The organism is Desulfosporosinus sp. BICA1-9 (genome assembly GCF_000802135.1).
Genome location: NZ_JUEE01000261.1, coordinates 34,088 through 56,144 on the forward strand (window position 1 = coordinate 34,088; position 22,057 = coordinate 56,144).

Consider the following 22,057-nt stretch of genomic DNA (forward strand, 5'->3'; position numbering starts at 1 on the left):
CAATGGCATTAGAGTAACTTAACCTCGTTAATCTTTAATTCGAATGTAGTAAGCAGAAATTCAGCTGCCTTACGGGACAAAAGCATCCGCGCCAGAAAGATCTCAAAGTACTCCATAACAGGGCAAATTTCAGTATCAATCGTAAGTTCTAACGCGATACGCTCTTGAGGATAGACTCGCAGAAAAGAGCGTTTAACCGCATAATTAACCCGGTCATGAATATCGAATTTTACCAGGTCATGGTTACGAACCCTTGAGCGATGAACATCCGATTTATCGGCTAGAATCAAGGCGGCAGAAATAACATTGACCGGATTCCCATCCTGCTCATCATGATTTCCAATAGCCCCAATGATAATCGCAATTTCTTCCGGTGTCATATCATGTCGTTCTAAAATCCCTGCCGCCAGTATTGCCCCCGAATGAGCATGTGCCACACGATTCACAGCATTCCCTATGTCATGTAAGTAACCTGCAATGGCTGCCAGTTCGCACTCCCTTTCGGGATGCTCCATTTTTACTAAAATATTCGAGGCAATATGGGAGACCAATCCCGCATGCCTTAACCCATGTTCAGTAAAACCAATGGCTTCCAGGTGACGGTTTCCTGCTTCAATCAAGGCATGAACATAAGGGTCCGCTTTTATCTCTTGCAGAGTAACCTTTGACAACCTATATCCCTCCAACAATTCGTAATCGATAACAATTCATTCCGATGGTTCCCAAATCATCTAACAGCCCATAGTTTGCCCAAGCACCTACCACAGCACCTAAACCCGGTATCAACTGAAGTGTTTTTCGAAAATCAATAGCATCCCTGTACTCCCGCTGAAACTGTTCCCAATCAATTTGCTGTGGATCCCCTGCCTCTGCAGGCAATTCACTCAAAGTCTTCTCCCAATTGAGGATAACCTGGAATAATTCCGGACGTTTCTCTTGACTAGAGAACGCCAATTGAAAAACATAGAGTAAAAATAACCGTTCCCGATAATCCTTGGTTGAAAACCCATAAATATGGGCCAACTCAAAGAGAAATTTCATTTTTATGACAATCAAGGCTGGGAAATCAGCAACCGCAAGGGTAAAGCCACCTGCACCTGTTCCAGCTCCTTCGGCTGCAGCAATCTTCCGATATTTTACAAGAAGTCTTTGCGCTCTTTGGTCGCGCTCTTGCAGCTGCATCCCATAAAAGGTAGGGCTATTAGGGATATACTCCAGTCCAAAGACGACGGATTTAACCAACCCTTTAACCGTTGCGGTAATGACAGTGTGAACTTTTTCCGGAATTTTATCATTAACCTTCGTTTGAATTACTTTCGAGGTGCGTTCTAAAAATCCAGGCTTTTGTAACAATTTCCTAATCCAACGGTTCAAGTCAGCTCGTACATGCTCTTCATAAGTATGATCATCATTTTTCGGATCTTTAGACAAGGGCACGGTGTTCACCTCGTTTTCACTCTATGTAAAAATAGTTCAAAAGCAAGTGGTCTACGCCACTTGCTTTTAGATTAGAATTCTTTTTCGTCACATATCTCTCTTTAAGATCTCTGTAGAGATTAACCACTATACCGTCATCGGTCAGGCATTTATTTATCCTTTTCCAAGTCGATCTCACGATTTTCGATGCTCACAATCCCACTTTTGGCTATTTCAACTTCAACCTTATCCGCGATCTGCAAAATAACGGAATCATCCTTCACTTTGGAGATTTTTCCGTAGATTCCTCCGGTTGTGATTACCTGGTCTCGCGCGCGAAGACTGCTCATCATGGCCTGCCGTTTTTTTGCTTGTTTTTGTTGGGGGCGAATCATGAGAAAATACATAATCCCAAAAAAGACGGCGAAATATAGGACTAAGGTTAATGTCGATTGATTCATTAATAATTCCTCCTTTATTCATATCCTGAACTATTCACCATATCAGAGTGAAAATCCTTCTGGTTTTTTGTAAAAAATAAACTCTCCGTAGAATTACGGCACCTGAAGTTTGGTTGAACTATATAAGGGCGTTAGACTAATTGCTTTGCTACTCAAGAAATTCGTTCTCTGACCCCCGGCATCTGACCTCTGACATCTTACCTCTGTCAAATGTACCCGTAATCTGTAAAACAGGTTTGACGATATTCAGTTAAACGATCTTCCTTAATCGCCTCTCGGATTTCACGCATTAAGTTCTGTAAATAACGCAAGTTATGAATCGTCATTAAGCGCAGACCTAAAACTTCTTCAGCTTTAATTAAATGCCGTACATAGGCCCGCGAGTAATTGCGACAGGTGTAACAATCACAAGTTGGATCAATCGGACCAAAATCATGGGCGGAACTAGCGTTGCGAATCGTCACCTTACCGAAACGAGTCATTGCTGTCCCATTTCGAGCAATCCGGGTGGGGAGAACACAATCAAACATATCTACCCCGCGGATAACCCCTTCAATAAGGGCATCGGTCGAACCAACCCCCATTAGATAGCGAGGTTTTTCCCTAGGCAGTAAGGGGACTGTATACTCTAAAACATCATACATCATTTCTTTCGGTTCCCCGACACTTAACCCACCGATGGCATAACCCGGCAAATCCAGTTCTGTGATCTCAGCAGCACTCTGCCGGCGAAGATCTTCATACATGCCGCCCTGAACAATCCCAAACAAAGCTTGAGTATCCGTCGTAGTCAAGGTCTCTTTGCAGCGCTTAAGCCAACGCGTCGTGCGCTCAAGAGAATCTTTAGCGTACTCATGTGTGCAAGGATAAGGGGCGCATTCGTCGAAGGCCATCACCACATCGGATCCAAGGGCCATCTGCACTTGAGTCGCTATTTCTGGGCTTAAGAATTGGCGTGAACCGTCGATATGTGATCTGAATTCTACGCCTTCTTCCTTAATCGTGCGCAAATCACCAAGACTAAATACTTGAAACCCACCACTGTCCGTCAAAATGGCTCCATCCCAGTTCATGAAACGGTGAAGTCCACCCGCATCGCGAATCAAGTCATGGCCTGGACGCAAGAAGAGATGATAAGTGTTACTTAAGATCATCCCAGCTCCGATCTCTTTGATCTCCTCTGGGGTAATAGTTTTTACCGTTCCTTGAGTCCCAACCGGCATGAAAACCGGGGTCTCAATCACGCCATGTGGAGTATGTAATTTTCCCAAGCGCGCTCTCGTTCGAGAATCTTCCTTAAGTATTTCCAAATGAACCGCAGCCAAACCCTTCACTTCCTTTAATTATAAAAGATAAACTAGCTTTCCGACGCTGAACTATGCCCAAAGACAGGATTTGAGCTATTTGCGCATCACGCATAGCATGGCGCTTAGATAGCGTACAGTATTAGCACATCACACGTCTCATAGAATTAGCATAGCATCCCCAAAACTATAAAACCGATAGTTCTCCTGCACTGCAATCTCGTACGCTTTTAGGATAAGTTCGCGCCCCGCCAAAGCACTCACCAACATCACCAAGGTTGATTTTGGAAAGTGGAAATTTGTCAAAAGCGCATCCACTATTTGAAACGAATAGCCTGGATAGATAAAAATATCCGTCCACCCTACTCCTGCTATGACCTTTCCGTCCTTGCCCACGGATTCTAACGTCCGCGCTGCTGTTGTCCCTACTGCAATGACCCGTCGTCCTTCTCGCTTGGCGCAGTTAATTCTCTCGGCCGCCTCTAAATCAACTCGGTAATACTCCGAATGCATTTCATGGTCACGGATATCGTCCATTTTTACTGGACGAAACGTCCCTAAACCAACATGGAGAAGGATCTCTACGATTTCCACACCCTTTTTCCGGAGTTGGTTCAAAAGTTCAGGCGTAAAATGCAACCCAGCCGTTGGCGCAGCGACTGACCCTCGTTCCTTAGCATATACTGTTTGATAGCGTTCTTGGTCTTCTAGTTGAGCAGTAATATAGGGGGGGAGGGGCATCTTGCCAAGCAGGTCCAGGATTGTTTCGAAAACCCCTGCATAGTTAAATACAATTTTCCGATTTCCGTTTTCTAAGATACCCTCCAGTACTCCCTCCAAGATACCCTGCCCAAAATGGACCTTCTGACCTAATTTAAGACGTTTCCCAGGCTTAATCAAAGCTTCCCAGACATCTAATTCCAGTCTTTTTAAGAGGAGAACTTCTATCTTTACTTCAGTCCCCTCTTTCACTCCGATCAAACGCGCAGGAATGACGCGTGTGTTATTAACTACAAGCACGTCACCTGATTTTAAAAGAGGCACTAGATCTCTAAACCTATGATGGTCAATCGTTTCATGGTCACGATTGACCACCATTAGGCGGGAAGTATCTCTTGGTTCCACTGGATGTTGAGCGATTAACGATTCCGGTAAATTAAAATCAAACTCCGAAACATTCAACGACAGATTCTCCTTTTTCTAATCAACATACTTTTTTGTCAAATTCATGATCCTTTAGAAATCAAAGCGTTGGAATAATAAAAATCTAAAATATCTTGATAATTATACCCTAATTGCGCCATATGGTAAGCACCCCATTGTGACATCCCCACCCCATGTCCCCAACCACGACCCTTAAAAATAAACACTCCAAAGGGCTGAGAATCAAGACTCGTTCCTAACGAGGTACTGAGAATTTTAGATAGTAACGGTCCTTGCTCTGCTTGATAGCCCTGGGTTATTCCCCGATCTCCCAAAGAACTAAGAAACACTGCTAATCCTGTTTCCCCGTAGGAATCCCATTTTGGGGAGATAATTTGAGCCTCAAAGAAATTCCCCAGAAAAGCTTCCGCTCGAATGGGCTGCCCAAAAGGATAAAACGCTTTGACGAACGTCCGACCTTTAACTGTCTCGATATTTCCAAATCCATCTTCCATACTTACACTTTTTACCCTACCAGAGGGGAACTTGTCAAGTTCAATGTTTCGTACCGGTCCTAAGCCAAAGGTTGACCCGAGAAGAGGAGCAGAAACAATAAACCGCCAATGATCGACAGGACCCCCGACGCCTTGGGAATAAGGATCAGGTTGGGATACATTGTGGATATCTGGATTTCCCCAGACATTATTGGCGTCCTCAGTATATCCCCCGCTATGCGAAGAATACAAGGCATCAATCGGTTGTCTGGTTTGAGCATCGACTAAGATTTCGCCCCGTGTAGCTTCAACTGCTGCAGAAGCTTCCCCTTCCACATTCCTACCCGCATAGGCCTGATCAATATCAGGAGAGTCGGTAATCATTTTTTTGCCACTCTCCGAATGTTTCATGAGATAGGTCCGAGCCGCAACCGCTTGAGCTTTAAGAGCCTCTGTCCCACTCCTAGCCCATTCGTTACTCATTTCAATGGGTACGACCCCTTTGAGGTAGTCTTCGCTATCGACTAGATTTATTATCCGCCAATGACCCTCTTGCCAATTGAGCTGGAGTCCCCCGCGATAAACTACCTCTTTATCCTCAGGAGTTTTCACCCGCAGAGAACCTGGCTTAAGCTCGTAAACCTTCAATTCTAATCCATTAAAAACTTGAAAATCCCCATGGTTAATCCTCACTACAGGGGTCCATCCCCCCCAGCCTACCTGAAGGGAAGAGCCAGTCGAAAACTTAACCGCTGTGTCATTTAAGACAAGTTGATAATCTCCCTTTTCAACCTCTATTTGTACCCATCCCGCCTGGCCTAATTTCCATACCAACTCGACTGAGACCATTGCTGCTTGACAGGTTGTAGCCTGGATCAGTACGAGTAATAACAAAGCCATCCACAAAAAGGGTAACCGATACACAATCCGGAGCATGCTCTTCACACCCTTTCTTACCTCATCAGAAAGTTAGCTTATTGGTGGAAGCAAGTTTCTTTATGCTCAGATTACCCTTTTTTCTCGGCATATATGCTCTTGACTTTTTTTGAATGGGGCAAACCAATCATCCCTCGTTCCCTTACTCTGGGAAAAGCCCACTATCCATTCTATTTTGGGGAAGAGAATAGCCAAAATGCTGATAAGCTCTTGCTGTTGCCATCCGCCCTCGGGGAGTACGTTGCAGGAATCCCATCTGCAGCAAAAACGGTTCGACAACATCCTCTAAGGTTTCTGACTCTTCACCAATCGTTGCGGCAAGCGTTTCCAAGCCCACTGGTCCACCTGCAAAGGTTTGGATAATGGTTTTCAGGGTCTTTTGGTCAATATTATCCAATCCTACCGGATCGACTTCTAACCTATTTAGGGCCTCTCTGGCTATCGTTTGATTGACAACGCCGTCTTCCCAAACTAAGGCGAAATCCCGCACTCGCTTCAACAAGCGATTCCCAACTCTGGGTGTTCCGCGTGAACGTCGGGCAATCTCATCAGCACCCTCGTCAGTTATGCCCAATTTTAAGATACTTGCTGTACGCAAGATAATTTCTTTTAAATCCTCCACCTCATAGAATTCTAGACGGCTTATAACCCCAAAGCGATCACGCAATGGCGACGTTAATTGTCCTGCACGGGTGGTAGCACCCACCAGCGTAAACGGTGGCAGGGACAAACGGATTGAACGCGCGCTTGGCCCTTTTCCAATCACGATGTCTAGACACCCATCTTCCATGGCAGAATAAAGAATCTCCTCTGTTGTACTGCTCAAACGGTGTATTTCATCGATAAAAAGCACATCCCTTGGCTCTAAGGCCGTAAGAATTGCGGCTAAATCCCCAGGCCGTTCGATTGCTGGGCCTGAAGTGGTGCGAATGCTAACGCCCATTTCTGCCGCAATAATGTTCGAGAGGGTGGTTTTTCCTAATCCCGGCGGTCCATATAATAAGACGTGATCCAACGCCTCTCCTCGAGTAGAAGCGGCTTGAATAAATATACTTAAATTGTCTTTTACTTTTCTCTGCCCAATATAGTCACTCAAGCGTTGAGGACGAAGTCCTTCCCCTTCATGATCTGTCAGTTGCTTTTGGGGAGCAACCAGACGCTCTTCCATCTCTTGTCCTCCTTACGAACCCATTAAAATTTAACCGCCAACTCCAACCTAAATCTAATTCTCCTTAAGTAGTGAATCTCCTGCAATAAGATTCACGTGATAATTCTGGATAGCATTTAATTTGCTCAATATCTTTCAAATCTATAGTAACTGCGGCTTGGATATTGGATACAAAAAACTCGCTTCATAAGCGAGTTTTTTAAAATTTATCAAATTTCAATTTTAAATAGTCATTCACCTCCAGTATGTCTATCTGTTGATGCCCTGTTTATTCTTGCAATAAATGGTAGCTGGTGTGAACATGTTAGACCCATTATAAAATAAACATCAGAAGCAACTAGGAGAATATTTTACTGTAACGATAATTACGCATTTCATCTTTTCATCAATCCTGTATACGATGGTAAAATTCTTAATAAACAACTGACGGTATCCTCTATTAGCATAGACTCCAACTTTTCTTTCCGATCCTCGATGCGGAAATTCTTCCAATCCCAAAATTGCGTCTTCAACGGATTTCACTAGGTTTTCAGCTGTTTCAGTTACCATAAATACTTCCAAAATATGCCCATAAATTTGATCGATATCCCTGTATGCTCTAGGAAGCAATTTAATTGTAAATTTATCCAAAGTGTTTCCTCCTTAAAGATGCAAGGGCTTCTCTTGCATCTAACAGGTCTACTCCGCTTTCATATTCTGCTTCTGAAATAGAAGCATCAGTCTCATTCACTTCAAGCATCTGTTCGTATGTTTCAATACTCATAACAACCAAATCACCATATCCATTTTTAGTTATAAAGACTGGTTCCATCTTGGCATGGCAAATATCAGAAATCTCATTCGTATTCCTTAAATCAGTTATAGGTCGAATTTGCGGCATATCAGCACCTCCCTTTGTACACTATTATCGCATTATTATGCTCAAATTACAATAGACAACACTTTTTATATTTTTTCCCGCTTCCACAAGGACAGGGATCATTTCTTCCAACAAAGCTTTCCCGCTTGAAAGGGACATTTATTGAAATTTCATTGCCCTCGGACTCGTTAAAGATACTCCTCATAAACTGCTCACCTTCCATCTCATATTCATCATCCTCATCAAACGGATATTCATCATCATAGTCCTCCTCACAAGAAAAGCCCCCAACCCATCCTTCCAACTCAAAGACATCTTCTTTGGTTATGAAAGAATAATCTTCATCTTTCTTTAGTTCATCCAGAACCTCTTTGATAGACCTTTTAAGTTGAAGATTGATAAAGTCCAAATCAGCAAGAAATTCCATAACCTTCCCATCAGCTACTGCTTTTTCTATATCGTCCGTTAGTCCTGCAGGGTGTATCAAAGAGCAGCACCTTAGAAGTGTGTCCCACACATCGCTATAGTCCACTTCAAGCTTTCCATTGAAAAGCTCTTTGAAATAGAAAACGAGTTGCTCTCTCGGAACCATTCCGTGATTCAATAGGATCAAAAGAGATTCCAACGCCTCTGATCTTACGTATTCATCCAATGAAGAATTCTCTATAATTCCTTTGATGGGTTCTATATTTCCATTACAGACTGAGGCAAGAATGTTTTTGAAATCCTCGGTAACAGAATCGCCTAGCAAGTCAAATATCTGTTCATCCGGCAGAGATGCAATCTTGATAAGACTTTCATATGCTTTTCCCTCTCGAAAGTATGCGAGGATATAAATCGCAGGAAAATGAACCAAGTAGCTTTCGTCATTTGATAAAATTTCTATATCACTCAGAGTATATTCCAATATTTCTAGCAACTCTGTAATCGCTTCTTCTTTATTCGATAAAGCATATTTTACAGCCTCTGTCGGGAAATGATCCTCAAATCGCTCATACCCCTTAAAGATTTTTAAGTTCATCCTTGTAGCTCCTCTCTAATATTCATTACTTTTATTTACCTTCCCTTTTTAGACGCTCTTGCATCTAATAACTAGGTGTTTGTACTGCCCTACCTAAAACCTATGCTTTCTAACTAGGTGCGAGTAAACGCAGAGCCTTTTTTACCTGCACTTCTGTCGTTAATTCTCCACTATCTTTCAGGACTTGACCGAGAACCAGCCTTGCTTCGTCTAAACCGAACCCTAACGCCAGCAAGGTTTGTAGTGCCTCAGAGAGAGTGTGGGAAGAAGATGGCTCTGAGAACGAGTCCCCTCCAGTTGGAAACGAACTATGCCCTTTGAATTTTTCCTTGAGCTCCAAAATAAGTCGTTGAGCTGTCTTTTTGCCGATTCCAGGAACTTTAGTTAATAAATTAAGGTTTTCACTTACAATAGCACTTTGGATCTGTACCGCTCCAAAGGTTGAGAGCAGAGAGATTGCTGCTTTCGGACCAATCCCTGAAACACTCAACATTTCCAGAAAGAGTTGCTTTTCTTCAAAGGATGAGAACCCATAAAGAGATAGATCATCTTCTCGCACCACTACATGGGTGTAGACGACAAGTTCCTGCTCAGGATAGGCCTTCGCCAAGAGACCGTAAGGCACAGTAAGCAGGTACCCAGTCCCGTTAACATCGATCACCAAACGCTCGGACTGGATCTCCCAAACTTTACCCCGCAACATTCCAATCATCGGAACTCCTCCATTCTCCTGTCTAAAGCGTAACTATGAGCATGACAAATTGCAATGGCTAAGGCATCGGCTGTATCATCAGGTTTAGGAATTGCGTCCAGTCTTAACAACCCTTTGACCATCTGTTGCACCTGGTTTTTCTCTGCTCTACCATATCCGACCACGGCTTGTTTAACCTGTAAAGGGGTGTATTCATAGATCGGAATACCCTGCTGAGCACCCGCCAATAAGATAACACCCCGAGCGTGTCCCACTGCTAGAGCAGTCGTGGTATTACGATTAAAAAACAGCTCTTCAACCGCAATGTGATCGGGTGTGTGTTCCCTGAGAAACGGATTAATCTGTTCATATAGCATTAACAATCGCTCTGCTAAGGGTGTGTGAGCTGGTGTCCGCCAGCAACCATGAGCGAGAGCGCTTAAATGATTCCCCTTTTGTTCAATTAAACCATAACCCATAATCGCTGTTCCGGGGTCAATCCCTAAAATAATCATCTCACGTCTTCCTTTCAGTGAACTCGTTCAACTAAAGTTGAACATCGAGACTTCGGTGGGGGAGTCTACCCCCACCGAAGCAGAGTTCGGGGTACCACTCCCACTTATAGAAGTGGGAGTCTCACGATTGGATGACTACTAGTTCGACAGAAGACGGACGATTCCCTTTCTTCTTATAGACTCTTACTCTAGCCACAAAGGTTCGTCGACCGAATCAATAAACGATTGCACCTCGTCCAAGGAATAAAACTCGACGTTAGGAGCCATTTGCAAAATCTCTGGGGGCCAAGACTCAACACTTACTCCGGTGACAATAACCTTACCGCTCAGGCCTGGCTTTCCTTCGATCACGGAAAGGACCCCTTGCTCCAATTCAAAATGATAGATTTCCTTGGCTGGAGCTTCCGTAGTCAAAACGGGTTCAACCTCTAAATCATTTATGGTAGATGCAGCGAATTTTTTCTCATCCCACCAAGCAGTGACATTAGGTACAAGGGTTCCAATTCCCAAGCCGAGAATAAGTACGATACTCATAACTTTCCATCGAGACATAAGAAATAAGCCCTCCTGACATTATCTTGTTTGTACTAGTCTTGCCAGGAGGGCTTTCTTTAATCATTTAATTATTGCTTTAAACTTATCTCTGTGACTGACTTATCTCTGAGCTCAGATTTTTCTCTACAAGTCTTCTTCTGCCAAAGCATCGGCCAATTCAAAGTTAGCATACACGCCTTGGGAATCTTCATGATCCTCAAGTTTATCCATCAAACGCATGATTTTGCGGGCCTGGTCAACATCCGTGATTTCGAGGGTATTTTCAGGAATTGGGCTGAGGACAGATTCGGCAACAGCAATCTGTTGATCCAAAAGGGCTTGATGCACTTCTTCCATAGTCTCTGGAGTCGTTAAGACCACAAAGCCATCCTCATCGATTTCAATATCCTCTGCTCCGGCTTCTAAAGCCAACATCATAAAATCATCGTCACTCACTTTGATTCCCTCACGCAGGACTCTCAATTGGCCTTTCTCCTTGAACATCCAACCGACGCAGCCAGTCTCACCCATGTTGCCACCATTTTTGGAGAAGATATAACGAACTTCTCCCGCCGTACGGTTTCGATTATCCGTAAGTATATCAACCATGACGGCAACCCCGCCTGGCCCATATCCTTCATAACGCAGTTCTTCATAGACTGTTCCTTCTGCGCCGCCAGTCCCTTTAAGAATAGCCCGTTGAATATTATCATTGGGCACATTGGCTGCTTTAGCATTTTCAATGGCAATCTTTAAGCGAAAGTTGTTTACGTCTCCACCACTGGCTCGAGAGGCAACTACCAATTCCCGGCCAAGTTTAGTAAACATTTTCCCCTTATGAGCATCCGCCTTACCTTTTTTATGCTTAATGTTTGCCCACTTTGAATGTCCAGACATGTCAAATCCTCCTTAAGCTAATCTTAAATAGTTTAGCATAAGCTGATTTCTCTTGTAAAGGTATATTAGCAAACAGGACTTGACAAGAGTCTCAGAAGTATTATCATGGAAGAATAGGGGGTTAAGATATGGACGATACTAAAGTCGTGGAGATGTTAGCTCAGATTTTACAGAATCAGACCGAGATGAAACTTGAATTAAAACAAGAGCTTCATGAATTAGTCGGTAAATTCGAAATCCGAGTTGAGAATGAGGTAATCGAGAAAATCCGCGGATTATATGATGACCGTCAAGTTCAGAAAGAAGCAACCCTCGATATCATGGATACCCTTAAGCGCGTGGAAGCAAAGCTTGATGTCTTGCAATTGGAGACTGCTCATATTCGCAGGATAAAGTAAATAGAGATATAATAAATGAGAATGAAAGTCCCCTCGTTCCAAATCGGACGAGGGGACTTTTTGCATTGCTTAGCGGTTGCTGAAAAGCTCAGTGCTCAAATAACGTTCTCCAGTATCCGGGGCTAAGACGACGAGGTTTTTTCCTTCTCCCAAAGTTGCAGCGACTTGGAGAGCTGCGCTGACTGCTGCTCCAGAAGAAATACCCACTAAAACTCCCTCTTCTCGTGCCATACGTCGCGCTGTCTCTAAGGCATCCTCATTACTCACTTGTATGAGTTGATCCAGGATTGTTTTGTTGAAAATTGCCGGAACAAACCCTGCGCCAATTCCTTGAATCTTATGCGGTCCGGGTTTCCCACCGGAAATAACCGGAGATGAAGCAGGTTCCACTCCGATTATCTTAACTTCAGGAAGGCGAGCCTTTAAAATCTCACCTACCCCGGTAATTGTACCGCCAGTACCAATCCCTGCCACAAAAGCATCCAGACCCGGGAACTGATCAAGAAGTTCTAAAGCAGTACTTTTTCGATGGACTTCAGGGTTAGCAGGGTTCTCAAATTGCTGAGGCATATAGAAATCTGGATTTTCGCCCAGTAATCGTTTCGCCTCTTCAATCGCCCCATTCATCCCCTTTGCTCCCGGTGTGAGCACAAATTCGGCCCCATAGGCCGCCATGAGCATCCTTCGTTCAACACTCAAGGAATCTGGCATTACGACAATTAGGCGATAACCCCGAGCAGCAGCAATCATGGCCAGTCCGATTCCCGTGTTTCCACTTGTCGGTTCAATGATTGTCCCCCCAGGACGGAGTGCTCCACTTTGCTCAGCATCCTGAATCATCCCCCAAGCAATTCGGTCTTTAACACTCCCGCCCGGATTAAAAAATTCAACTTTGATATAAACACTCGCCATTCCTGGCTTAACCATCCGTTGTAAACGAATCAAAGGGGTCTGCCCTATCAAATCCGTAATTGCATTAACTACTCGCATAAGTAAATACCCCATTTCTTATCAATTTAGTATGTTTTAATAATAGCAAGCAATATTATCTTTGTCAAGAAACTCGTTTAACTACCTAAAAGGAGCACTGCACGGCAGGGGAAGACTCCCCTGCCTAGAATGCCTTGACGTCTACTTCTGGAGTCGTTCTTCAACTTCTATCACCAAGGCCTCAATTTGGTGGGGCAAAGGTGAACGCGGAACCCCTACAAGGAGAATATTTCCGCGCTGGATCGGCAGCAACACTTTATCCGCTTTACTGGCAGAAATCGCAGTAGCTATAGTCGGAGTGATCTCGCCTAATAAACCATAAACCATCATAATTGCCAGTGAGCCAACAATAATATCCACTCGCTCGACATTGAAACAAATGGCTGATTCTCCCGAAGCTCCCTCGGTAGCTCCAGCGCGCACCATAGCGCCGGTGGCCAGGGCATTGGTGCCCAAGGCCAGGATCTCCAACTCGGGCATTTTTTTGCGTAACTGTTCAACTATATGTTTTCCAATCCCGCCACCCTGTCCATCAATGACTGCTATCCGCATAAATACCCTCCTGATTCCTTCTTAACAAATACGGGGAAGGTGTTCACCTTCAAGCATGCCAACAATTCGTTTTCCCCCCAGAGGAGTTTCTAAGAGAACGAGACCCGACTTACCTTCTTGTACTTGCCCGATACGAGCAGCCTGGCGTCCCAGTGGGTGTGCTTGCATATTTAGAAGGACTTCATCTGCCGCTTCTGGGGCGACGATGACCAATACTTTTCCTTCGTTTGCTAAGTAAAGGGGCTCAAGGCCTAACATCTCACAGGCCCCTTCCACGCTTGGAGAAAGTGGCAATTGTTCTTCTACTAAGAGCATACTTACTCCAGCTTGCCCAGCCAATTCATTGAGTGTCGTCGCTACACCTCCCCGGGTAGGGTCTCGCATACATTTAACTCCTGGCCTATAAAAGGCGTCAATAAGTCCGTTTAACGGTGCACAATCGCTAACCACCGGAGTTTGAAATTCAAGTCCTTCTCGCTCAGATAAAATCGCGATCCCATGGTCCCCTATCGTTCCGGTAATCAGAATTTCATCACCTGGCCGAATTTGCCCTGGACCCACTAAACGATCTGTAATATACCCAATCCCAGTCGTGTTTATGAAAATTTTGTCCGCACTGCCGCGTTCCACGACTTTCGTATCCCCACAGACAATCGCGACGCCTGCTTCCGCAGCTGTCACAGCAACACTCTCAATAATCCGTTCCAACTCATCCAGGGGTAAGCCCTCTTCTAGAATAAGCGCCAGTGTTAAAAACTTAGGGATCGCTCCGCTCACAGCCAGATCGTTGACCGTACCACATACTGCTAGCTTACCAATATTCCCTCCCCGAAAAAATAACGGAGAAACCACGAAAGAGTCTGTGGTTACGGCAATCTGCGCTTGCCCAGGCAACAAGGAAGCATCATTCATTTGATCTAGAAATGGATTTCCCAAGTGTTTCTGGAAAAGGGTTTTAATTAGTTCATGACTCAGCCGCCCACCGCTTCCATGGGCCATCATAATGCGTTCCATTAATCCACACTCCTCTGTGAGTATCTGTGATAAGCGGCACAAGACCCTTCATTAGACACCATACAAGGTCCCACAGGCTTGAGCGGTGTACAGTGTTTGCCAAACAAGGGACATTGAGTCGGATAAAGCAGTCCTTTCAAGACATCTCCACACCGGCAACCCGGAGTTTCCGGCGAATGAAAAACCGGTAGGGCAAATTTTCGCGCTGCATCCCAAGCCCAATAATCTTCTCGTATACCCAAGCCACTTAGAGGGATCATTCCTATCCCTCGCCAGGACGCATCTACCGGTTCAAAGACCCGTTCAACAACCCTTTGAGCATGTGGATTTCCCTCTGCTTTGGCAACACGTTTATATTGAATTTCAATCTCCGAGCGCCCCTCGGCTCGTTGACGAAGGAGCATTACGATGGCTTCCAAAATATCTAGGGCACCAAACCCGGTCACCACGCCTGGCAAAGCATAGTCTTTGGCCATAAATTCGATCGGTTTAATTCCGATAATAGAACACACATGTCCAGGGTCCAAAAAGGCATCGACAACCAGTTCCTTGTCTTCTGCTAACAATTTTAAGACTGGGGGAACGACTTTGTGCATGGATAAGACACTATAATTCTTGATTCCTTCTTGTTTGGCTGTTTCTAGACTTAAGGCTACTGTTGGGGTCGTCGTTTCAAACCCAATCCCCAGAAAAGCAACTTCTTTGTCTGGATTTTTACGAGCTAACTCTAAAGCATCCTGGGTCGAATAAACAATTCGAACGTCTGCCCCTTCTGCTCTTAAAATCTGCAAATTCTTATCTGTCCCGGGTACTCGAATCATATCCCCAAAGGTTGCGGTAATAACCTTAGGTTGGGCAGCTAAATAAAGATAACGGTCAATATCACTGCTATCTGTTACACAAACCGGACAACCTGGTCCGGAAATTAAGCGAACTGTCTCTGGCAATAACTCACGAAGGGCATTTTTGGCGATGGCCACTGTATGGGTTCCGCAGACTTCCATGATGGTCAATGGACTCTGGGCTAAGGCCTGGATTTCTGACAAATAGTCACCTGCTTTTGCTAAAAGCTCCTTACTCTCCTTCTGCATAGGCTTCAGCTACCTCCAATAATAGTTTTTCCGTTTCTTTGGCGCTCTCATCATCAATAATTCCAATGGCAAATCCAGCATGAACTAAAACGTATTCGCCAAGTTTAACCTCTGGGACCAAATCGATACTCACTAGACGTTCATTGCCCATCATATCCACTTTGGCCATTGATCTTTCGATGGTAACAATCTTAGCAGGAATGGCTAAACACATTTATAACACCTCATTCGCAATTAATACTTGTCCGAAGGCTAGGCCTCCATCCCCTGGAGGGAGGCTTCGAGAACGCAAGACTTTAATTCCTTGGGTTTGACAGTTCCGAAGGACTGCTTCACTCAAAAGTTTATTCTGAAATACCCCTCCACACAAAACCAAAGGACCATCACTAACCCCTAATTGCAGTGCTAGATCTACAATAGCCTGAGCCATAGTTTGATGAAAACGATAGGCTATTTCTCCTCGACTCACGCCCTGGCGAACGTCTCTAACTAGTTCTCGGAAGAGTGGTCTGACCCCAAGGATAAGCACCCCGTTCTCCTCTCTTACTTCATAAGAATAGAGTGATTCTGGGTTTTTCAGCTTACGTTCTACGTCTTCAGGTCGCTGTTGCTGCAAGAATCTTGTCCCAACGCTTTCTAGTTCGATTGCGGCTTGTCCTTCATAGGTTACCTTTGTACACACACCCAGTAAGGCGCTCACCGCGTCAAAGAGCCTACCTGCACTCGAGGTTTGGAAGATTTGAACACCAGTTTCCAGTTGACGATCTAAGATCTGACGTTCAAGGCCGGAAAGAGTTGACCAAAGGGGCTCAGTCTCTTCCCACGCTTCACTCGAAAAAAGAGTTTTGAGATAAGCATAAGCAATTCGCAAAGGCTGTTTGGCACCCGCATCTCCCCCGGGAAGCCCCAAGTACTCAAGATGTGCCTTACGTTCATAACCAGAGGCGTTGCCATACAGAAATTCAAATCCCCAGATACATTGATCCTCTCCGAAACCAGTTCCATCACAGATAACCCCCAGTGTCGGTTCGGTTCTGTCCCATTCCCCCAACACACTAACTAAATGGGCATGATGATGTTGTACTGCATGTTTAGGCCAAGTCTGTTCCAGGGCAAATCTCGTCAGTTGGTAGTTTGGATGTTTATCATAGGCAATCCCACTCGGCTTAATATTGACGACACGTTGAAAGGAGGCTAGTTCCTGGTGAAAGCGCTGGAGATTTTCATACCCTTCCATATCTCCAAGGTATTGACTTACAAAAGCCCTCTGCCCAGAGGCGAGGCAAAATGTATTTTTTAGTTCTCCCCCTACACCGAGAAGTGGGGTAGTGATCTGAGTCGACGACATTAGAATCGGCAACGGAACATAGCCTCGAGCTCGCCGAAAAAAAACCGTCTCGTCCCCAATAACTTGAACAACAGAGTCGTCACAGGGGTGATAAATATCTCGGTCATGGAACAGGAAAAAGTCGGCAATTCCCTTTAGTTCTTCTAAAGCTTCATCATTCTTGTAAATAAGTGGACGACCACTGAGATTAGCACTCGTCATGACTAAAAAATCATACGGTCCTGTAAATAAAAGCTGGTGTAACGGTGTATAAGGAAGCATAATTCCTAGGGAGTGGATACCTGGCGCGATATCCTCCGGTAAAGAATTTGCAAGCTTAAACTGCCTTTCCAAAATAACAATAGGGGCAGCAGGACTTCGTAACAACCTCTCTTCCTTAGAGCCAATGACCACCTCATCGCGAGCTTTTTCTACTGACCGTGCCATTAAAGCGAAAGGCTTGGCCCCCCGCTCTTTTCGTTCGCGCAAGCGGCGTACAGCTTGCGCATTGCGCGCATCACAAACGAGATGAAAACCCCCTAGCCCTTTTACGGCAAGAATCCCACCTTGAGCAAGCTGATCTATCCCTAGACCTGGGAGCAGGAGACCAAGAGCATCACAGAGTTGAACCTTGGGTCCACAATTTTCACAGGCCACGGGTTGAGCATGAAAACGCCGATCCCAAGGATTTTGATATTCGACGGCACAAGCTTGACACATTGGGAAATCAGACATAGTCGTTTGTGCTCGATCATACGGAACATCACGGATAATTGTATAGCGCGGACCACAATTGGTGCAATTCGTAAAAGGAAATTGGTAACGTATGTTCATCGGGTCCGCCATATCTTGTAAACAATCTCCGCAGGTTGCAACGTCAGGCGAAATTAAGACATCCGCCTTTTCTTCTGCTTGACTTTCAACAATTTCAAACATTCTATACTTATTAAGCTCTATCTCAAGGGTTCGTACACTTACAATTTGCGCCAAAGGAGGGGCTTCCTTAAGCAGACGATAATAAAATAATTCGAGATTATCCCCTTCGGCATGGATAGTAACACCGCGGCTTGAGTTATTCACCCACCCTTTGATACTCATTTCTTGGGCGAGTTTAAAAACAAACGGCCGAAACCCTACCCCTTGTACAATTCCATTGATGTAAATAGCCTTTGCCTGTAAAGTCATATCTTAACGACCAGCTTTCAATACTTTTCCTTGTATTACGTTTCCCTATAATCCTCTCTATTGTACACGCCTCACTGTATTTCCTTCAAGGGAATAATACTACATAATTTTCGTCAAATAATATCAGAATATTTTGGACCTTGACAAAGTTAGAATATTCCCTATAAACTAAGGAAAAGTGTACAATTATTAGACATTTATCTCGTGAGACTCCCTCTTCTCCAAGGAGGAGTGACTCGATGTTCAACTTTAGCTGAACGAGTTCACTAGATAAAGACCCCTTAGGAGGGTATTATCATGTCAATCGTTAGTACTATAGATGATAAATGCAAAGCCTGCTATTCCTGTGTGCGAAATTGTCCAGTAAAGGCTATCAAGGTAGAATTGGGTCAATCACGAGTCGTAGAAGAACGATGTATCAGTTGTGGCAATTGCGTTAGGGTATGTCCCCAAAATGCTAAGCAAATTGTCAGTTATGTCGATGAGACAGAAAAATTCTTGGGTCGCGAAAAGGTTGTGGCTTTACTGGCACCTTCTTTCCCGGCTAGCTTTCACTATTTGGAACCTAAAGAGTTTTTTGAATCACTTAATGAGTTAGGTTTTACAGATGTATTAGAAGTTACTCTCGGTATTGAATTAGCGGTACCCGCTTATCAGGAATTTTTGGCTACGAATCCTGAAATGGCCATTAGTTCATTTTGTCCTGCTATTGTTGGAATGATCGAACGGCAATTCCCATCCCTCTTGCCTTATCTGGCACCAGTTGATTCGGCTGTTTTAGCGGCAGCTAAATATGCATCCTGGAAGTATCCCCAGTCTAAAGTAGTTTTTATTGGTCCCTGTATTGCCAAAAAACAGGAAATGATTGATTTTGGTACTGGTTTTCTCGATGCAGTACTCACCTTTAAAGAGCTAAAAGAAATGTTTGATTCCCGGGGATTCCATGAAAACAAAGATCGGACCTATAAAGCGCCAGAGGGCGTCAGTTCTCTGCCTCCACTTTTTCCGATTAGTGGTGGTCTAGCCCGCAACCTGGATCCTAAGGGGATTCTATATCGAGAAGAAGAAATAGCCGTGGTAGACGGGAAAGAGGATTCTCTACAATTTTTACAAAACCTTAATAGTGGAAAGGTAAAATTCCGATTTGTCGATATACTTTTGTGCAAAGGATGTATCGATGGACCAGAAATGGACAGTCCTCTGGACTTATTCAGCCGGAAGCATAGTATTTTAAGATATGCCAAAAGCAAGGACAAAGACAGTTTGGGGGCATATCCTCCTTTTAGCTTGCATCGCCGTTTTACAAACAGGTACAATCCTTTGCCTGAACCTACTTCGACTAACATAAAAGAGATTCTACGCTTTACCAATAAATTTACACCTGAAGATGAACTTAACTGTGGCTCTTGTGGCTATAATACCTGCCAGGAAAAGGCGGTAGCAGTATACCAAGGCCTAGCGGAAATAGATATGTGTTTACCCCATTTGTTGGAGCAATCCCGCGGTGAATTTGAAATCTATAAAGAGCGCTTAAATTTCAAAAAGGTCTATAAAGAGAATGAGCAATTTCTGATCGGAGAGAGCCAAAATACTGCGGAATTACGACGTTTGGCAGTCCAAGCAAGCCGCAATGATGCCAACATTTTAATTCTAGGCGAAAGTGGCGTAGGCAAGGAGGTTTTTGCCCATTTTACCCATTTTCTTAGTAAACGGCGGGATAATCCTTTTATCGGAATAAACTGTACAGCTCTGCCGGAAAACCTTCTGGAATCAGAACTATTTGGGTATGAGGAAGGAGCTTTTACAGGGGCTAAAAAAGGTGGCAAACGTGGTAAGTTCGAAATAGCTGAAGGTGGTACCATTCTTTTGGATGAAGCGGGAGATATGCCTTTGACTCTTCAGGCTAAACTTTTGCGAGTTCTGCAAGAGAGAGAGTTTGAGCGAGTGGGAGGTACTCGAACAATAAAATTAGAGGCCCGAGTTATGGCTGCTACTAACCGAGATCTCCAGCAGCTTGTTAAAGAGGGAAAGTTTCGAGCCGACCTGTATTATCGCTTAAATGTCATTAATATTTATATTGACTCACTAAGGGAACGCAAGGAGGATATTGCACCACTAGCTATCAATTTTTTGCACAAAATTACTCAAACTAAAAAAATATCCCCTAAGATTTTCTCGGAAGAGGCCTTAGATTGCCTAATGCAATATCATTGGCCGGGAAATGTCCGTGAACTAGAAAATATAATTGAACGACTACTTTATTCAGTTGAAGATAATGTGATCAAAGTGTATCATTTACCGCAGTTTTTAGGCGGTTATATTGAGAATTACCAAGCTTCGGAGATTCAACCGCTTAAAACAGCTGTGCAGGATCTGGAAAGGAAAATGATAACCCAAGCCTTGCTCAATACGGGTAATAACCGCGCGGCCGCGGCCAACTCTCTAGGGATACCTAGGGCAACTTTCTACCTGAAACTGAAAGAGTATGGGTTTTTAGATTAAAACCCATACTCTTTCAGTGTCTATATCTTGCACATGTACAAAATATAGACACTGAAGTATAGGACAAGCTTAAAAAGGGCGTTAATCGAGAAATAGCGAAGGCTCAATAATACTGAATTGTCTAAATATTGGACAAAACGGCCATAATAGAGTCTTATTATGGTGGCACGCAATTTGCAAGTATTAAGTTCATTAAGAAAACTTCAAAATATTCAAAAATCTATTAAAGTATTTATAATGGAGGTGGAAATGCAATTTCTCCTATGTAAGCGTGAACATATCTTTTTTAATCGTTATTTGTCTCTCCATCTTATCGCCATTTATTTAATTAGTAACCATTGTTTTCTTTAATCCTTTTATCCATATTTACTAAACCCTTTATAAATAGGCTAGAAATAATTAAGCGTTAATACTCTTTGGTATTAATACTTGCCATCCCCAAACAATGAGACAACACAAATTTAGGAGGTGTTCTGCAAAGTATGGGTAATTTCGATTTACTCAAAGCCAAAGGGGTTTCTCGTCGTGATTTTATGAAATTAATTGCAGCAACAACAGCAGCACTCGGCCTACCCGAGCTTATTGTCCCTCAAGCGGCCAATGCCGTAGAACAAGCACTCAAAAAGCCACCTGTTATCTGGCTGGAAGGTATGGATTGTACCGGGTGCACAGAATCAGCCATTGCCACTTTAAACCCTTCACCTGCCGAACTTATTCTAGATATGATTTCCATTCGCTATCATGAAACGATTATGGCCGGATCCGGACAAACATCAGAAGAAGCCTACCAAGAAGCCCTTAAAGAAAAGTTTGTTCTCGTCGTAGAAGGTTCTTGTCCAGCCAAAGAAGACCGTTACTGTATGGTTGGAGGAAAACCATTCCGAACAACCCTTATTGAAGCTGCCAAAAAAGCTCAGGCGATCATCGCCATTGGAAGTTGCGCTTCCGAGGGGGGTGGAATTCCTGGGGCTTGTGCCACTGGTGCCGTCGGGGTAGGAGAAATCCTTAAAACTGCTGGGATTAACACACCACTTATAAATCTTCCCTGTTGCCCCGTCAAACCCACAACCTTAATTGGCACAATCCTTTATTACTTAACTTATCAGCAGGTTCCAGAGCTTGATGCGCAAAAACGCCCTAAAGTGTTCTATGGTAATTTGTTACATGATAATTGTCCACGTCGCGGTCACTTTGAAAATGGTAACTACCTAACGGATTGGAACGATCCTATCCAAAAAGAGTATTGCCTTATATTAAAGGGGTGCAAAGGACCGAAGACTTACACCGACTGTGCGCAAGTATGGTGGAATGACAACGCCAACTTCTGTATTAATGCTGGATCTCCCTGTTCCGGATGTTCAGAGAAGGACTTTTATAATGGATTTAGCCCATTATATTCCAAACAAGAAATGTTTAAGCTTCCAGGTATCGGTCAGGTTAATGCAGATACCGTAGGGACCGTTATCGGAGGGGCTGCGGCAGTAGGTCTAGGGGTCCACTTAGTTGCTACAGCAGCCAGCGGAAGACTGAGCAAAAAGGATCATAAGGAGGACATGTAG

The 22,057-nt window shown here is 44.0% G+C and carries 23 protein-coding genes; 3 read left to right on the forward strand and 20 right to left on the reverse strand.

The features are described from left to right. Window positions 1-8: 8 nt before the first annotated feature. The 14 genes from JL57_RS32520 to JL57_RS32585 form a co-directional block, all read right to left on the reverse strand. Window positions 9-671 (reverse strand): HD domain-containing protein, encoded by a 663-nt coding sequence (locus tag JL57_RS32520; RefSeq protein WP_034146012.1) that lies wholly within the window; start codon window positions 669-671, stop codon window positions 9-11. 1 nt (window position 672) lies between these two features. Continuing rightward, window positions 673-1,437 carry an EcsC family protein gene (locus tag JL57_RS32525; RefSeq protein ID WP_045691364.1) on the reverse strand — a complete coding sequence of 255 codons (765 nt, stop codon included), beginning with the start codon at window positions 1,435-1,437 and terminating at the stop codon, window positions 673-675. Window positions 1,438-1,586: 149 nt separating this feature from the next. Continuing rightward, window positions 1,587-1,877, reverse strand: a complete 291-nt coding sequence (gene yajC / locus JL57_RS32530; protein WP_034146013.1) for a preprotein translocase subunit YajC — start codon at window positions 1,875-1,877, stop codon at window positions 1,587-1,589. 206 nt (window positions 1,878-2,083) lie between these two features. After that, complete coding sequence (gene tgt, locus JL57_RS32535; protein ID WP_034146014.1) at window positions 2,084-3,202, reverse strand: tRNA guanosine(34) transglycosylase Tgt; 1,119 nt, start codon at window positions 3,200-3,202, stop codon at window positions 2,084-2,086. Between the two features lie 138 nt (window positions 3,203-3,340). After that, a complete protein-coding gene (gene queA / locus JL57_RS32540; RefSeq protein WP_034146015.1) occupies window positions 3,341-4,363 on the reverse strand; it encodes a tRNA preQ1(34) S-adenosylmethionine ribosyltransferase-isomerase QueA in 1,023 nt (340 codons plus the stop codon). Window positions 4,364-4,407: 44 nt separating this feature from the next. Beyond that, window positions 4,408-5,754 (reverse strand): SpoIID/LytB domain-containing protein, encoded by a 1,347-nt coding sequence (locus JL57_RS32545; RefSeq protein ID WP_034146016.1) that lies wholly within the window; start codon window positions 5,752-5,754, stop codon window positions 4,408-4,410. Between the two features lie 142 nt (window positions 5,755-5,896). After that, window positions 5,897-6,922, reverse strand: coding sequence for a Holliday junction branch migration DNA helicase RuvB (ruvB, locus tag JL57_RS32550; RefSeq protein ID WP_034146017.1), 1,026 nt, complete (start codon window positions 6,920-6,922; stop codon window positions 5,897-5,899). 327 nt (window positions 6,923-7,249) lie between these two features. Further along, window positions 7,250-7,552 carry a type II toxin-antitoxin system RelE/ParE family toxin gene (locus JL57_RS32555; protein WP_034146018.1) on the reverse strand — a complete coding sequence of 101 codons (303 nt, stop codon included), beginning with the start codon at window positions 7,550-7,552 and terminating at the stop codon, window positions 7,250-7,252. After that, on the reverse strand, window positions 7,545-7,802 hold the full coding sequence (locus JL57_RS32560; RefSeq protein ID WP_034146019.1) for a type II toxin-antitoxin system prevent-host-death family antitoxin: 258 nt from the start codon (window positions 7,800-7,802) through the stop codon (window positions 7,545-7,547). Before JL57_RS32560 ends, JL57_RS32555 begins: the two co-directional genes overlap by 8 nt. Before the next feature lie 46 nt (window positions 7,803-7,848). Next, on the reverse strand, window positions 7,849-8,802 hold the full coding sequence (locus JL57_RS36110) for a DUF1186 domain-containing protein (RefSeq protein WP_291300860.1): 954 nt from the start codon (window positions 8,800-8,802) through the stop codon (window positions 7,849-7,851). Window positions 8,803-8,911: 109 nt separating this feature from the next. Continuing rightward, complete coding sequence (gene ruvA, locus JL57_RS32570; protein ID WP_034146020.1) at window positions 8,912-9,514, reverse strand: Holliday junction branch migration protein RuvA; 603 nt, start codon at window positions 9,512-9,514, stop codon at window positions 8,912-8,914. Then, complete coding sequence (ruvC, locus tag JL57_RS32575; RefSeq protein ID WP_034146021.1) at window positions 9,511-10,008, reverse strand: crossover junction endodeoxyribonuclease RuvC; 498 nt, start codon at window positions 10,006-10,008, stop codon at window positions 9,511-9,513. The genes ruvA and ruvC overlap by 4 nt, the downstream gene beginning before the upstream one ends. Window positions 10,009-10,191: 183 nt before the next feature. Beyond that, entirely contained in the window at window positions 10,192-10,560 is a 369-nt protein-coding gene (locus tag JL57_RS32580; protein ID WP_034146022.1) for a hypothetical protein, read from the reverse strand. 126 nt (window positions 10,561-10,686) lie between these two features. After that, a complete protein-coding gene (locus JL57_RS32585) occupies window positions 10,687-11,439 on the reverse strand; it encodes a YebC/PmpR family DNA-binding transcriptional regulator (RefSeq protein WP_034146023.1) in 753 nt (250 codons plus the stop codon). Between the two features lie 128 nt (window positions 11,440-11,567). Between JL57_RS32585 and JL57_RS32590 the strand changes: the two genes are divergently transcribed. Then, window positions 11,568-11,837 (forward strand): hypothetical protein, encoded by a 270-nt coding sequence (locus JL57_RS32590; protein WP_034146024.1) that lies wholly within the window; start codon window positions 11,568-11,570, stop codon window positions 11,835-11,837. A gap of 69 nt (window positions 11,838-11,906) precedes the next feature. Here JL57_RS32590 and cysK read toward each other — a convergent pair whose 3' ends face one another. From cysK to hypF, 6 genes are all read right to left on the reverse strand, one after another. Next, the gene (gene cysK, locus JL57_RS32595) at window positions 11,907-12,827 is read right to left on the reverse strand and encodes a cysteine synthase A (RefSeq protein WP_034146025.1); all 921 of its coding nucleotides are present in this window, start codon (window positions 12,825-12,827) and stop codon (window positions 11,907-11,909) included. A gap of 141 nt (window positions 12,828-12,968) precedes the next feature. Continuing rightward, window positions 12,969-13,379, reverse strand: coding sequence for a DUF3842 family protein (locus JL57_RS32600; protein ID WP_034146026.1), 411 nt, complete (start codon window positions 13,377-13,379; stop codon window positions 12,969-12,971). Window positions 13,380-13,400: 21 nt separating this feature from the next. Continuing rightward, a complete protein-coding gene (hypE, locus tag JL57_RS32605; RefSeq protein ID WP_034146027.1) occupies window positions 13,401-14,393 on the reverse strand; it encodes a hydrogenase expression/formation protein HypE in 993 nt (330 codons plus the stop codon). Then, window positions 14,393-15,484, reverse strand: coding sequence for a hydrogenase formation protein HypD (gene hypD, locus JL57_RS32610; protein WP_034146028.1), 1,092 nt, complete (start codon window positions 15,482-15,484; stop codon window positions 14,393-14,395). The genes hypE and hypD overlap by 1 nt, the downstream gene beginning before the upstream one ends. Next, window positions 15,468-15,698, reverse strand: coding sequence for a HypC/HybG/HupF family hydrogenase formation chaperone (locus JL57_RS32615; protein WP_034146029.1), 231 nt, complete (start codon window positions 15,696-15,698; stop codon window positions 15,468-15,470). Before JL57_RS32615 ends, hypD begins: the two co-directional genes overlap by 17 nt. Further along, a complete protein-coding gene (hypF, locus tag JL57_RS32620) occupies window positions 15,699-17,996 on the reverse strand; it encodes a carbamoyltransferase HypF (RefSeq protein ID WP_034146030.1) in 2,298 nt (765 codons plus the stop codon). A gap of 297 nt (window positions 17,997-18,293) precedes the next feature. On the opposite strand from hypF, the gene JL57_RS32625 reads away from it, so the two are divergent. Continuing rightward, window positions 18,294-20,498 carry a sigma 54-interacting transcriptional regulator gene (locus tag JL57_RS32625; RefSeq protein ID WP_034146031.1) on the forward strand — a complete coding sequence of 735 codons (2,205 nt, stop codon included), beginning with the start codon at window positions 18,294-18,296 and terminating at the stop codon, window positions 20,496-20,498. Between the two features lie 482 nt (window positions 20,499-20,980). After that, a complete protein-coding gene (locus JL57_RS32630) occupies window positions 20,981-22,057 on the forward strand; it encodes a hydrogenase small subunit (RefSeq protein ID WP_034146032.1) in 1,077 nt (358 codons plus the stop codon).

Excerpts from the sequence above, each read along its gene's own strand:
- yajC (WP_034146013.1), bottom strand. The coding sequence starts at position 1,877 with ATGAATCAATCGACATTAACCTTAGTCCTATATTTCGCCGTCTTTTTT.
- JL57_RS32545 (WP_034146016.1), bottom strand. The coding sequence starts at position 5,754 with ATGCTCCGGATTGTGTATCGGTTACCCTTTTTGTGGATGGCTTTGTTA.
- ruvB (WP_034146017.1), bottom strand. The coding sequence starts at position 6,922 with ATGGAAGAGCGTCTGGTTGCTCCCCAAAAGCAACTGACAGATCATGAA.
- JL57_RS32560 (WP_034146019.1), bottom strand. The coding sequence starts at position 7,802 with ATGCCGCAAATTCGACCTATAACTGATTTAAGGAATACGAATGAGATT.
- JL57_RS36110 (WP_291300860.1), bottom strand. The coding sequence starts at position 8,802 with ATGAACTTAAAAATCTTTAAGGGGTATGAGCGATTTGAGGATCATTTC.
- ruvA (WP_034146020.1), bottom strand. The coding sequence starts at position 9,514 with ATGATTGGAATGTTGCGGGGTAAAGTTTGGGAGATCCAGTCCGAGCGT.
- ruvC (WP_034146021.1), bottom strand. The coding sequence starts at position 10,008 with ATGATTATTTTAGGGATTGACCCCGGAACAGCGATTATGGGTTATGGT.
- JL57_RS32580 (WP_034146022.1), bottom strand. The coding sequence starts at position 10,560 with ATGTCTCGATGGAAAGTTATGAGTATCGTACTTATTCTCGGCTTGGGA.
- JL57_RS32585 (WP_034146023.1), bottom strand. The coding sequence starts at position 11,439 with ATGTCTGGACATTCAAAGTGGGCAAACATTAAGCATAAAAAAGGTAAG.
- JL57_RS32590 (WP_034146024.1), top strand. The coding sequence starts at position 11,568 with ATGGACGATACTAAAGTCGTGGAGATGTTAGCTCAGATTTTACAGAAT.
- cysK (WP_034146025.1), bottom strand. The coding sequence starts at position 12,827 with ATGCGAGTAGTTAATGCAATTACGGATTTGATAGGGCAGACCCCTTTG.
- JL57_RS32600 (WP_034146026.1), bottom strand. The coding sequence starts at position 13,379 with ATGCGGATAGCAGTCATTGATGGACAGGGTGGCGGGATTGGAAAACAT.
- hypE (WP_034146027.1), bottom strand. The coding sequence starts at position 14,393 with ATGGAACGCATTATGATGGCCCATGGAAGCGGTGGGCGGCTGAGTCAT.
- hypD (WP_034146028.1), bottom strand. The coding sequence starts at position 15,484 with ATGCAGAAGGAGAGTAAGGAGCTTTTAGCAAAAGCAGGTGACTATTTG.
- JL57_RS32615 (WP_034146029.1), bottom strand. The coding sequence starts at position 15,698 with ATGTGTTTAGCCATTCCTGCTAAGATTGTTACCATCGAAAGATCAATG.
- hypF (WP_034146030.1), bottom strand. The coding sequence starts at position 17,996 with ATGACTTTACAGGCAAAGGCTATTTACATCAATGGAATTGTACAAGGG.
- JL57_RS32625 (WP_034146031.1), top strand. The coding sequence starts at position 18,294 with ATGTCAATCGTTAGTACTATAGATGATAAATGCAAAGCCTGCTATTCC.
- JL57_RS32630 (WP_034146032.1), top strand. The coding sequence starts at position 20,981 with ATGGGTAATTTCGATTTACTCAAAGCCAAAGGGGTTTCTCGTCGTGAT.